12 protein-coding genes are annotated in these 13426 nt (G+C 38.1%); 9 read left to right on the top strand and 3 right to left on the bottom strand.

Annotated features, from left to right (window positions below; translation table 11 throughout):
- Positions 1-49: 49 nt before the first annotated feature.
- Genes VCHSUH03_RS09195 through VCHSUH03_RS09185 form a run of 3 tightly spaced genes read right to left on the bottom strand, consistent with a single transcriptional unit; the run spans position 50 to position 4181 of the window.
- Positions 50-907 (bottom strand): methylenetetrahydrofolate reductase, encoded by an 858-nt coding sequence (locus VCHSUH03_RS09195; protein ID WP_105094801.1) that lies wholly within the window; start codon positions 905-907, stop codon positions 50-52.
- A gap of 21 nt (positions 908-928) precedes the next feature.
- The gene (locus VCHSUH03_RS09190; RefSeq protein WP_105094800.1) at positions 929-3364 is read right to left on the bottom strand and encodes a homocysteine S-methyltransferase family protein; all 2436 of its coding nucleotides are present in this window, start codon (positions 3362-3364) and stop codon (positions 929-931) included.
- A gap of 49 nt (positions 3365-3413) precedes the next feature.
- Positions 3414-4181 carry a methionine synthase gene (locus VCHSUH03_RS09185; protein ID WP_105094799.1) on the bottom strand — a complete coding sequence of 256 codons (768 nt, stop codon included), beginning with the start codon at positions 4179-4181 and terminating at the stop codon, positions 3414-3416.
- A gap of 987 nt (positions 4182-5168) precedes the next feature.
- Between VCHSUH03_RS09185 and VCHSUH03_RS09180 the strand changes: the two genes are divergently transcribed.
- The 9 genes from VCHSUH03_RS09180 (at position 5169) to VCHSUH03_RS09140 (ending at position 13288) form a co-directional block, all read left to right on the top strand.
- Positions 5169-5939 (top strand): ParA family protein, encoded by a 771-nt coding sequence (locus VCHSUH03_RS09180; RefSeq protein ID WP_105094798.1) that lies wholly within the window; start codon positions 5169-5171, stop codon positions 5937-5939.
- 159 nt (positions 5940-6098) lie between these two features.
- A complete protein-coding gene (locus VCHSUH03_RS09175; RefSeq protein WP_105094797.1) occupies positions 6099-7028 on the top strand; it encodes a ParB/RepB/Spo0J family partition protein in 930 nt (309 codons plus the stop codon).
- Positions 7029-7282: 254 nt separating this feature from the next.
- Positions 7283-8548, top strand: coding sequence for a [FeFe] hydrogenase H-cluster maturation GTPase HydF (gene hydF, locus VCHSUH03_RS09170; RefSeq protein WP_105094796.1), 1266 nt, complete (start codon positions 7283-7285; stop codon positions 8546-8548).
- A 119-nt stretch (positions 8549-8667) separates the two neighbouring features.
- Positions 8668-9189, top strand: a complete 522-nt coding sequence (locus VCHSUH03_RS09165) for a DUF4446 family protein (protein ID WP_105086124.1) — start codon at positions 8668-8670, stop codon at positions 9187-9189.
- Positions 9190-9201: 12 nt separating this feature from the next.
- Positions 9202-10155 carry a M23 family metallopeptidase gene (locus VCHSUH03_RS09160; RefSeq protein ID WP_105094795.1) on the top strand — a complete coding sequence of 318 codons (954 nt, stop codon included), beginning with the start codon at positions 9202-9204 and terminating at the stop codon, positions 10153-10155.
- A 132-nt stretch (positions 10156-10287) separates the two neighbouring features.
- Positions 10288-10866: a cob(I)yrinic acid a,c-diamide adenosyltransferase gene (locus VCHSUH03_RS09155; RefSeq protein WP_060924854.1), complete on the top strand. Its 579-nt coding sequence runs from the start codon at positions 10288-10290 to the stop codon at positions 10864-10866.
- Positions 10867-10895: 29 nt separating this feature from the next.
- Positions 10896-12035, top strand: coding sequence for a hypothetical protein (locus VCHSUH03_RS09150; protein WP_105094850.1), 1140 nt, complete (start codon positions 10896-10898; stop codon positions 12033-12035).
- Between the two features lie 157 nt (positions 12036-12192).
- On the top strand, positions 12193-12570 hold the full coding sequence (locus VCHSUH03_RS09145; protein WP_105094849.1) for a GerW family sporulation protein: 378 nt from the start codon (positions 12193-12195) through the stop codon (positions 12568-12570).
- A gap of 259 nt (positions 12571-12829) precedes the next feature.
- Entirely contained in the window at positions 12830-13288 is a 459-nt protein-coding gene (locus VCHSUH03_RS09140; protein ID WP_039968825.1) for an OmpH family outer membrane protein, read from the top strand.
- Positions 13289-13426 lie beyond the last annotated feature (138 nt).

The following is a 13426-nucleotide window of genomic DNA, read 5'->3' as shown; positions in this document are numbered from 1 at the left end:
ATTTGCATCCTCTTTCTCTTTTCTTATCATATGATAATTTTACAATGACCTATACGTGGTCAATGATATGTAATGTTGTATCAATATCGTTTAAAGGCATAATATGTACGCCTGCAGCGATTTTTTTGATTTGTTCCAAGGTTTCGATAGCGATTTCTGTACCCGCTTCTTTACCGCCTTTTTCTACACGGTCTAGGATTTCTTGTGTAATATTGATCCCAGGCACTTTTTCATGTAAATATGTAGCCATTTTGAAGCTTTTAAGTGGAATTAAGCCAAGCATAATAGGCACATCGAATTCAGACATTTTATCGATGTAGCGTTTTGCTTGTTCTAAATCGTAAATAGGTTGTGTTTGTACGAAGTGAGCACCATTTTGGATTTTAGCAGCCAATTTTTGACGCTCGATCTCTAAATCTGGCGCACCAGGATTGCCAGTAGCACCGATGTAGAAGTTTGTAGGCTCATCTAAATCATTACCTGCCAAGTCCTTACCAGCATTTAATGTTTTAGCGATATTGAGCAAGCCCATACAGTCTACTTCAAATACGGATTGTGCAAATGGGTGGTCCCCATTATCTGGTTTGTCACCAGTAAGGGTTAAGATGTTATTTACGCCAAGTGCTGCAGCGCCTAGTAATTCGGATTGTAAGCCTATGATGTTACGGTCGCGGCATGTAAGGTGGAAGATAGTTTCGATGTCTTTATTATGTTGTAACAAATAGGACAAGGAAATTGGGCTCATACGCATCTTGGACATAGGGCTGTCAGCGATGTTAATAGCATCTACTTTTCCTTTCAAACGAGCTGCTTGGTCAAATACCTTTTGAGCAGAACTGCTCTTTGGTGGGTCTAATTCAACAGTAATGGTGAATTTCCCTTGTTGATGTTTCTCTCTTAATGTCATCATGTACCTCTTTATTACAAATTATTTCTCTAAAGTTTCAAAGAAATCGTTGGCATGGTTAACTGCAGCGATGCCGTCTTTAGCGTAGATATCTGCGCCCGCTTGATCTGCGTATTCTTGAGATACTACGGCACCACCAACCATGACCTTAGTATTAAGGCCTGCAGCGCGGATAGCAGCCACAGTATTGTCGATTTGAGGCATTGTTGTAGTCATCAAGGAACAGATACCAACGAGAGCCGCCTTGTTGTCCTTAATAGCTTGAACGATGTCTTCTGGATCAACGTCTTTACCAAGGTCAACGATTTTGTAACCATTGTTTTCAAGCAAGGCTGCTACGATATTTTTACCTAAATCGTGGATGTCGCCTTTAACTGTTGCTACAACGACCGTACCTTTATCTAAACTTTCACTAGCAGGAATAATTTCTTTAATGGTGTTGAAAGCAGCCTGCATTGTTTCGGCAGCAAGCATTACTTGTGGCAAGAATAATTTACCAGAACCGAACTTGTCCCCTACTACATTCATCGCTTCCGATAAGCCTTTTTTCGTAAGATCCAATGGATCAATGCCATCGGCTAATGCTTTTTTTACAAGATCTATAATCGCCTCTTTTTCCCCTTGCTCTACGCAAGCACGGATATTAGCGAGTGGATCATTACTGTCGAAGGATTTCTTTTCAGGACCTTTTGGAGCAGCGTTACCAGGAGCACTTGTTTCGTCTTCGTAGCCGTATTCTTTAATGAATTGAGCAGAACCTGGATCCCAGCCTAATAATGTTGTACTAGATACAAAAGCTTTTTTAGCTGGATAGTTTAATGGGTTCATGATTGGTGTTGTCAAACCGCATGCAAGGGCCATTGTTAAGAATTGACCATTCAAGTATGGACGTTGTGGCATACCGAATGAAATGTTGGACAAGCCCATTACTGTTGGGAAGCCAAATTTCTCTTTATATAGCTGTAATGTACGCAATGTTTGACGTGCACTATCTTCACCGCTAGCAAGTGTTAATACCAATGGGTCAAGTAATAGGTCATGTGGTTGAAGACCATATCCATAAGCGCGATTTACGATGCTTTCAGCTAACGCAACGCGGTCCTCTGCTTTTTCAGGTAAGTCACCACTGCAGATTGGCAAGCAAAGCAATGCTGCACCATAACGCTTAGCCAATGGCATAACGTGTGTGATGGACTCTTCTTCCCCATTTACAGAGTTGATAAGAGCACGACCTGGGTAGTTTTTAAGGGCTACTTCCATAGCTGCTGGATCCAATGTATCGATAGATAATGGAGTTTCAACAAGCATGGATAATTCGAAGATAGCACGCTCCATCAATGGAGTTTGGTCCATGCCTGCTACGCCCATGTTTACGTCGAGGATATCGGCACCTGCTTCTACTTGGTCTAACGCATCACGTTTTACACGGATGAAAGAGCCATCGCGTAATTCTTGAGCAAGCACTTTACGGCCTGTAGGATTGATACGTTCACCGATGATAAGCGGTTTTGTATGATGACCTAATTCTAACAATTTAGTACGGCTCGTAATGATTGTTTTAGGTTCAATATGAGCACGTTCTTTAGGTGTATGTGCTTTTACAGCGTCGGAAATAGATTGGATATGAGCTGGTGTTGTACCACAGCAACCACCTACATAGCTTGCACCTGCATCTACGATTGGAAGCATCAATGGACCCATTTCTTCTGCTGTAAGTGGGAATACAGTTTGTTTGTTAATTAATTGAGGCATGCCTGCATTTGGTTGACAGCTAATTGGCAAGTTGGTAACGCTAGCGATTTCCTCAATAAGTGGTGTAATTTGTTCAGGTCCAAGGGAACAGTTAATGCCGATGATATCTGCACCCATTGATTCTACAATAGTAGTTGCAACTGCTGGCGGTGTACCTGTAATAGTACGGCCGTCTTCACTGAAAGAAAACTGACAGATGATTTGTACATCTTCTTTTGTCTTCCCTGCTGCTTCACGAGCGTCAAGAGATGCTAATAAAGCGGCACGCATTTCTTGTACGTCAATGATAGTTTCAATGATAATGAAATCTACGCCACCTTCAATCAATGCATCTGCTTGTTCACGGTACGTGTCATAAATAGAATCAAAGCTCATATTGCCTAATGGTTGTAAGAAACGACCTGTAGGCCCCATAGAACCAGCTACACGGGCAGATGGTTTAACCTCTGCAATAGCTTCTTTTGCTACCTTTACAGCTGCAATATTAATTTCTCTTACGCGATCTTGTAAGTCGTAATCTTCTAACTTAAGACCACAAGCACCGAATGTGTTGGTAGTAATAACATCACTGCCATGTTGTAGGTATTGAGCGTGAATATTCTTTACTACTTCTGGTTTTTCTAGATTAAATAATTCTGGACAATAGCCCTCTTCCAAGCCTGCAGCTTGAAGCATTGTGCCCATAGCACCGTCAAATATATACATAAAAATCTTCCTTTATCATCCTAAATTTTAAAATGTTTCACGTGAAACATTATTCTGTTGGTTGGCCTTTCATAGCGATACCAGAGGCTTCAGCTGTCGTTTTACTACAGCTCTCTTCTCCTTTATTATTAGTGGTTACAGATGCCTTTTCTGGTAATTTACGAGATGCACAATCCTTTTGGGAACAAGATGTACAACCACGCTTTGTATTGATATCCTGGTCAGCTGGCATTAATCCAATAATAGCTGTCACAGATTTACGTGGAAACAATAAATAGTTCTCCGTTACTTGCAAACCAATCATCTCTGTTTTAATAATTTTAGCTAATTGTGGCTGAATTTCTAGTGGCCAGTTACCGTAACCAGGACTAAATCGCCATGTTGGTTTATAACCTTGTTTTTTAGCGATTGTATTAATAACTTCATTTACTTGATCAGCTACCTGCTCTACTGCTGTTGTAGCAGCTGCATCAAGCAATAAACCTACAGTGTAATTACCTTGTTTAAAAAGCTGTTCACTGCGAATTTCTACATCTTCACCTACTGTTACGCCTAATACATAGACCTTTGTAGATTTTTCTAAGTGTTTTTCGATGATTGAACCTTCAATTTTAAGCGGTGGATTGCTTAAAATTGTTTTTGTCTCTGCATCATAATCATATTCTTGATATACACCTTTAGGTGTAGCTAATAATTGGATTTCCTTACATGCTTCGTCTACATATTGTTGTGGGAAATCCTCAGCGTGACGAAGTCCTGCGTATCGTTTTACTTCTGCTTTATCGATGGCAGGAAGCATTCCGTTATAGATGGGCATGGAAACGCCTCCTCTTCAAAAATAAAAAGCTCTGCGTATCCGTAGAGCGTGTGTGCTTACTATAATTTATATATTTAGATCATGTAATATAATCAATTTAACTATATTAAAGATAATCAATCTAATTACTATCTAGTTAATAGTATATAGATATGATGAAAGCCTGTCAAAGCATATAGGGCCTGTATTCTCATATAATTTAGTGGTGTATTGATATAACTTAAAGCTATATCAGAATATATTTTAATCTTAAAAGTTATTATTAGTGATATTCTAAATGTTTTAGCTCATTATATTAACTTAATAATTTTACTGTTTTATATTTATATTAAATTGTTTCACGTGAAACAGTCTTAATACTTTGTCTATAAATTTTGCTCAATATATTAAATTTTATTTTAGTAGTAAATTTTGATTAATAATTGTAATCTTAATAATGCTTTGTAATGAATTGTTTTTTCTAAATGATTTATTTTTTCTGACTAAATTATTTTCATTGGCCAAATTTTGATTTTTAATTAATTGTTTTTAGATAAATTTTGGATTTAAATTTTTTTGTGTAAATTTGAATGATTGGTATATGTTTATATACCAAAATTATTTTTCCAATATAAATTTTTTTATTAAAATTATATGTTAAGAGAGTAAATTATTAGTATTTATTTTTATTAATCATAAATGTTTCACGTGAAACATTTACAAATATGTTTTAAATCAAAATTTTGCTATGAAGAAGTAAAGGTAATTTGTTTCACGTGAAACAATTAAAATTCTTATAGTAGCTTTTTAGAAATACAAAATGAGGTTTAAAAATAAGATTTAATCATATTATTTGTTAATATGTAAATATGCGTATTATTAAAGAATGTAGTTAGTAGAAAAATATAGATAATTTTTATGGAATTTGATTTGTAATTACCGTAATTATCGTTGTTTTATGTTATAATTAAAACGAAATATTTTAAACGAACATGTGAGGTGAATTAAGTGGGCAAAGTTATAGCTATTACTAATCAAAAAGGCGGTGTTGGTAAAACAACAACATCCGTGAATTTGAGCGCTTGTTTGGCTGATGCTGGTAAAAAAGTATTGCTTGTTGATTTAGATCCACAAGGTAATGCTAGCTCTGGTTTAGGTATTGAAAAAGATGATTTAGAACTCTGTGTACACGATGTTCTTATCGATGGTGAACCTATTGCTGATATTGTTCAGCCTACAATGCTTAAAAAGCTATTTGTAGCGCCTGCAACAATTCAATTAGCTGGAGCAGAAGTGGAACTCGTTTCAGTTGTTTCACGTGAAACAATGTTAAAAAAAGCATTGGCACCAGTACGTGACGAATACGATTTTGTCATTATTGATTGTCCGCCATCCCTTGGCTTGCTAACATTAAATGCCTTTACAGCAGCAGATAGCGTACTAATTCCGATTCAAAGTGAATTCTACGCATTAGAAGGGGTTAGTCAATTAGTAAAAACTATAACAATTGTGCAACAAACATCTAATAAAAATCTTGAAATTGAAGGCGTTTTGTTAACTATGTTTGATGGTCGTACAAATTTATCTATTCAAGTTGCTGATGAAGTGAAAAAATTCTTTGGCAATAAAGTATATAAGACTATTATTCCACGTAATGTACGTCTTAGCGAAGCTCCAAGTTATGGTGAACCTATTATCGTATATGATCCAAAATCTAAAGGGGCAGACGTATATACTAAACTAGCTAAAGAAGTGATTAAAGCTTCAAAAAATAAATAAATAGTTCAATAGTTCAATAGATAGCCAATTGTTTCGTTAAATAGATAGCTAGTTGTTTAGTTAAATAGTTAAAATGACTAGACTAATACCTTGGCTATTAAATAATTGGGTGTTACAAATTGATATATAGTCACATATGTAAGGTGAGAGAGGTTAGTTATGCCTAGAGAAGTAAAAAGTAAGAAAAGTAAATCATCCGGCTTGGGGAAGGGCCTTGGAAATTTAATGAAGGTAGATACGGTAGAGTCTGTATTGCCTGAAAAGGAGATTCATGAACTACCAATCTCCGAGTTAGTTCCTAATGCAGATCAACCACGTAAAAGTTTTGATGAAGATAGTTTAGTAACATTAGCTGAATCTATTAAAAATCTTGGTATTTTTCAACCAATTGTAGTACGTAAACAAAAGAATAAATATCAAATCGTAGCTGGTGAACGTCGTTACCGTGCTGCTATCATTGCAGGCCTTGAGACTGTACCAGTTATTGTAAAAAAATATAATACAGAAGAGATGACAGAAGTGGCCCTCGTTGAAAATCTACAACGTGAAGGCTTGGATCCAATTGAAGAAGCTTTGGCATACCAAGGTTTAATGGATACGTATAAACAAACCCAAGAAATGATTTCTGCTCGCCTAGGTCGCAGTCGTTCTTATATTGCAAATATGGTTCGTTTGTTAAAATTATGTGATTCTGTACAAAAAGATCTCATCGAAGGTGACTTAACAGTAGGTCAAGCGCGTCCATTGTTGGCATTGCGTAGTGCAGCGCAACAAATTGAAGCTGCTGAACGTATTAAAGAGGGCGACTTAAGTGCTCGTCAAGCAGAGGCCCTTGTGAAGTCTATGCAAAATAAGACACCTAAAGCGAAGGCTGCTAAGCCGCAAAGTACTGCAGAGGTACGTGCTCTTATGGACCGTTTAAAACTAAGCTTAGGGTCTCCTGTAAATATTAAATTCCGTGCTAGTAAAAAGGTTCAAGGTAAGATTGAAATTGCCTTCTCCTCTGAAGCAGAATTAGAACGTCTTATTGCCTTTATGGATGGTCAAGATAACACAGATGATACTGAAACCGTAGAATTTAGAGTATAATTGATATACTTAAATTCGAATCGAATTATGTGAATTTAGTAATGACAAATAGATAACAATTCTGTATAATATAAATACAATTTACAATCCACGGTGAAAGCGTAGTCTACGGACTGCGCTTTTACTGTATATAAGGTATTTTATTGAGTTATAATAATATTGTAAGATAACTTAGTAGATCATAATACATGTTGTTGTAAGATGATTAACTATATTTTGTAATAAATATAAACGTTAAGTAACAAGGATAGACTATGGAACAAACACCTAAAGCAAACCGCGCTCATATAGGCTTTTTTGGCCGTTGTAACGCTGGTAAGTCTACATTGATTAATATGTTAACAGATCAACCTGTATCTCTTGTGTCGGAGGTGGCAGGAACAACAACAGACCCAGTGAGCAAATCCATGGAGATTTTGCCATTAGGACCTGTGGTGATTACCGATACAGCTGGTATAGACGATACAACTGAATTAGGTACATTGCGGATAGAGAAAACAGAAGAGGTTGTGAAAAAGATTAATCTCGCTGTTTATGTGCTTCGTACCGATGAAGAACCAACTACTGATGATATACATTGGTTAGGCCTATTAAAACAAAATAATGTGCCTATTGCATTATTTATAAATGAAATCAATGCAGAAATTGACAAAGAAAATAATAAAGTAAATAACATAGAAAATAAAACAGATGCATCTACTTATGTAGAAACTCATAAGGGATTATCTGAATTAGTTACTGTTATTGGTTCAGCTGATTTTACATCTAAAGCTAAACGTTTAGAATTACTTGATCTCTTGGGTGGGTTAACACCACTTGATGTAGAAGGGGATCAAACTCTATTACAAGGCCTAGTAGAAGAGGGGGATACTATAATTCTTGTATGTCCTATCGACAGTGCAGCACCAAAGGGCCGCCTTATTTTGCCACAAGTACAAACTATTCGTGAAATATTGGATTATAAAGGCTTAGCGTTAGTATGCCAAACAGAAGAATTACCTGCTATGATTAACTCTCTTAAATATCCACCTAAGATGGTTATCTGTGACTCGCAAGCTTTTGATCGCGTTGATGAATTGACACCTGATACAATTTCGCTGACATCATTCTCTATTTTGATGGCCCGTTTTAAGGGCAAATTACAAGACTTAGTAGCTGGTGTAGAAGCGATTAAGAATTTAAAACCAGGCTCTAAGGTGCTTATCAGTGAAGGCTGTACACATCGCCGCCAATGTGATGATATTGGTACTGTAAAGATTCCTAACCTTCTTAAGAAGCAAGGTCATACAGATTTACAGCTAGAATTCACTAGTGGGGGAGCGTTCCCAAAAGATGTATCCCAGTATGATTTAATCATCCATTGTGGTGCTTGTATGCTCACACGCCGCGAGGTGTTACGACGCATTGAATGTGCCGTTGTACAAGGCACACCAATCGTAAATTACGGTGTACTCATAGCGGCTCTACATGGTATACTAGAACGAGCGATAAGCCCATTTATTGACGAAATAAAAGGGTAGGTATAATTAATCTATCATTACACATATTAAATTAAATTGCATGCAGTCATTTAACTTTCACAATAAGAATGGTATAATTAAGTGTTGGAGTTTGAATGATTGTATAGGAAGGAATATACATGTTCGAATCGATTCAACCGTGGATTGGCATGGCGACCATCGTCCTTGTAATAGCGTTGTTAGTGTATTGTGTAATCTTGCACATTCGCTTAGGGAGCCTTAAAAAGAAATATGATTTCTTTATGCAAGGGGACAATGGTGCGAGCCTAGAACGTAAATTATCTGTAGAGGTTAGCGAAATTCGCGATGCTGCTAAGGGTCTTGAGACTATGATGACCGAACAAGCGGCGATCCGCAATATTCAAAGCAATACGATACAAAAAATTGGCTTTGTTAAATATAATGCCTTTGAAAATATCGGTAATGATTTGTCTTTTGCGCTAACATTACTTGATGGCAACAATAACGGTATCTGTATCTCCAGTATTTACGGTCGTAGCGAATCCCGTATTTTTAGTAAACCTATTGTGAAAGGTAAAAGTCTCGTAAGTCTTTCACAAGAAGAATTAGAGAGTTTGAACGAAGCGTTGGGCGAGCGCACCAATGAGGAAGCGTTAACGAGCGCCATCGTTTCTAAATAAGGAAGGTTTGTATTGAAAGTACCGGCATTTATTTCAAATAAAGTTGAAAGAAATGGTGACAACTGCATATTGACATTAACAACCAAGCAAGCGAAGATAGCAGCTATTGTAAGCTCTATCATAATTATCGCCGCATTGGTTCTCGGCATTTGGGGCATCGTGCGCCAAGCTGAGGTGGTGCAATTACGTCAACAGACACAATTACAATCTGAACAGCTGAAATTGTTACAACAAAAGACAGATGTTTTAGATAAGAAAATTCAAAACTTAAATCAAATTAGTGAAGAAAACAAGCAAATGCTGAAGGGCGCTGAATCTGGCACACCATCTCAAGGTGGCGGGGACGGTAGCGACCCAAAGCAGCCAGCCGCTGATGAAAGCGAAGTAAAGACGCTAACAGCGGCACAATTATCAGCTCGTCTGTCCAAAATGGACAAGGACGCACAAAAATTGCTAGTTAGCTTCTATACAATGCGTAATATCCTTCGTGATGGTGGAGCGCAAGACCTTATGGCTATGCAATCCATTAACTTCTCAGCTGGCTCTGGTGGTGTTACGAATAACACTACACCAAGTATCTGGCCGAGCAAGGGCGTTATTACCTCTCCATTTGGTAGTCGTGTGGACCCTGTAACAGGTGCTATTGGTGCCTTCCATGAAGGGGTAGATATTGCGGATGATTATGGTACACCAGTTGTGGCTACTGCTGCAGGTATTGTAACCTTTGCAGGGTATACAGATGGTGGATACGGAAATCTCGTTGAGATTGATCATGGTAACGGCTTTGTAACGCGTTATGGCCATAATAGTGCTGTACTTGTAACTGTAGGTATGAGCGTAAAACAAGGTCAAACAATTGCCTTGATGGGCAGTACTGGTAAAAGTACAGGTGCTCACGTTCACTACGAGGTACGCCTCAATGGATCTCCTACAGATCCTATGATCTTCTTGCCAATTAGCAATTAGACACATAAAAACTCAATATAAGTCATACAAAAAGAACTTGTTATGCGTGCAAATGCACTAATAACAAGTTCTTTTTCTTTATTTTTGCATATATATATTGTAAAATAAAAGTATATGAACGGAGGTATATCTATGAAGGCCTATGTACAAGTTTATACCGGCGAAGGCAAGGGCAAAACGACAGCTGCTATCGGTCTAGCTATCCGTGCCATCGGTGCTGGCAAGAAAGTCCTCTTTTTGCAATTTATGAAATCTAAAGTATATAGTGAACATACTATTTTACCTACCTTACAGAATTTAACCTTAGAAACCGTGGGCAAGCCATTCTTTATCATCAAAGAAGGGATGAAAAGCAAGGATGAACTCGCTAAATGGGGCGATGAAGTCGTTGTCTTTGAATCTGGTAATCCGCCAAAAGACTATGTAGCACTCATCGAAAAAGGCTACGAACGCGCACTGGCTGCTATCAGCAGTGGAGAGTACGATCTTGTCGTTCTTGATGAATATAACATGGCGCTCTTCTTTGAACTCATTACATGGGATAAAACAAAGGCTTTGCTCGATGCTCGTCATCCAGAAACGGAACTCGTATTCACGGGCCGAGGGGCTCCTCAAGAATTAATCGACGAGGCAGACCTTGTAACGGAAATGAAAGAGGTTAAACACTACTACCTTCAAGGCGTAATGGCTCGAAAAGGTATTGAAAACTAATCATAGGTACACCTAAGGAGGTGATGTGGTTGAGTACAGTGGCTATTGTGGCCCTCGTTATTGTGGCCATCATTGCAGCACTCATCTTGATTATCCTACTGACACCAATCACATATAGCATCGAAGTTGACGGACGCTCGCCCTATCGTGGCGAGGTGCGTGTCAAATGGCTGTGGCGTGTATTTTCACTGCATCTAGCGTATTTGCAGGACAAACCATTTTTTAAGGAATTATATATTTTGGGTATGCTCAAGATTGGTCCTGTGAAAGACTATGAAGAATGGCTTGAAAATCGTGTAGACGAAGAATACCAAAAAGTTGTGGATGAAGACGATGATATGTCACAAGCTGAAGCCTTTGCTAAGGCGATGCAAGGGGGTGGACAAGGCCCTTCTGCAAGCTCTAGTGGCACTAGCTTTGAAGATTTGAAGAGCTCTCAACGTTCTAACGCAACCTTTGGTGATGAAGAATCACCAGGGGCTGGTAGATCTGAAAATCCAAATGAACGCATTGAACGTCCTGAACAAACTTCTAAGGATATGGATGCACAGGCTCGAGCTGATCGGTATGACTCCATTCAGCAAGATCCAACATCCCATATTAAAAGCGATGACGAAACAGTGAGCCGTGTTACTTTCAACAGTGACGGTTCTATCAAGGAAAAGGTATTTACAAAGGTGAAAGACCTCAAAACGACGGTTAAACATCGTTTTGAAAAACCAGACCCAAATGATCCGGTGGCATCATTTAAATCTAAAATTCCTACATTCTGGTTCATGAAACATGTACAAAATACAGAATTATGGCACCAGCTATTCCTTGTTTCGAAGCGATGCTATGACCACTCTAAACCACGCGATGTGGCCATAGAAGGTCGATTTGGTATCGGTGACCCATATCGTATGGGAATTATCGCATCTATGCTGTACAGTATTTGGCCTGAGCAAGCTGAGAACATCGAGCTCGATTATGTAAATTGGGTCGGTGAAGGTAGTGGTCATATTAAAGGGCGCATCATTTTAGCGGTCATGGCTTGGCATGGTACAAGATTCTTGTTATCTAAACCAATGCGTTCCCTATTGGGTGAAAGCGCTCGCGTCTTCTGGGTTAAACGGAAGGAAGCTAAGCAGTTAGAAAAGCTGAAAGCCGAACAAGGTCAAACAGCGTAAGGATATATTAAGTCAACTAAGTAAATAAACTATATTAAGACAATATATAGGATGTCTACAAATAATGTATGTACCTTATAAAGGTAAATACATAGTATATAAACCTAAGTATTGTATGTATAGCAAAGATACTTTCATAAAAAGCGGAGGTACTGTGATGGAGAACAGTAATGTAAAAGAGAATTTGGAAGTCCTATTCGAGAAATTCAGAAATATGATCAAAGTGGAAACCGTAGTAGGCGAAGCTGTGCAAATCGGCGATACTACACTTGTTCCATTCGTAGACGTAACATTTGGTTTTGGTACTGGTACAAACCACAACACTGCGAACAAAAACCACGAATGTGGCGGCGGTGGCGGTGGTGCTAAAATGGAACCAAGCGCTATCCTCGTTATTAAAGGTGAACGCATCGAGTTGTTCAACATTAAAGGCAACCCTTACAGCAGCAGCTTCGATCGTCTCATTGGTTTGGTGCCTGACCTCGTGTCTAAATTGAAATCCGATAAATACATCTATATTAACGATGAACAATAATTCGTTACCGAATTATAAATAATAGGTGAAAGCCGTAATACCCACATGTGTGCTCTGAATATGTCCGTAGCGACTGCAATTTTAGCTTCAGGGCATGCGTGTGGGTATTATTTTAACTTCTATAGACTTTCATAAGCATTTCATAGGGCTTTATTATGCTATGTAACATAGTCTTGTGAAAGTTAGCGAGATTTGTTATAGTAAAAATAGTACACTATTGGATTGTATAGTGACACTTTTATTTCGAGGAGGATTTCAGATGAAATTATCTAAAAAATTAACTACCTTAGCTATCGTTGGTGCTATGTCTGCTACTGCTGCAGTGGCAAGTGCTGCTAACATTGGCTTAGTAAATATGAGCCAAGTAGTAAATAGCTACCCTGGCTATGGTGCATTAGATATGAAAATGCAACAAGTAGACGCTCAATACCGTCCACAAATTGAGAAAAAAGTACAAGAAATTGAAAAAATTCAAGATCAAACTCAAGCAGAAGCTGAATTCAATAAATCTGTAGCTCCATTGCTTCAAAAAGAAAACGAAGAAATCAACAAAATTGCTCAACCTATGATGCAAGCAATTCACAATGCAGTTGAAAGCATTCGTGTTGAGAAAAAAATGGATGTAGTATTGGATGATCCATACACAATCCGTGCAGCTGATGCTAACAGCAAAATCGAAAATATTACTAATGAAGTAATTAGCCGTCTTAAAAAATAATAGGACTAAACATGACCCCTTATCTAATCTCAGATAAGGGGTTTTTGATTGTACGCCGAATAGGCATGACTAAACCCCCAGTTAAACTGGGGGTCGGTAAAAATTCTTAGAGAAAAGGAAAGAACCTCCTAGTGATAG

This window comes from Veillonella infantium (assembly GCF_002959895.1).
Classification (GTDB): domain Bacteria; phylum Bacillota; class Negativicutes; order Veillonellales; family Veillonellaceae; genus Veillonella; species Veillonella infantium.
This window is presented reverse-complemented; position numbering and strand designations above follow the sequence as displayed.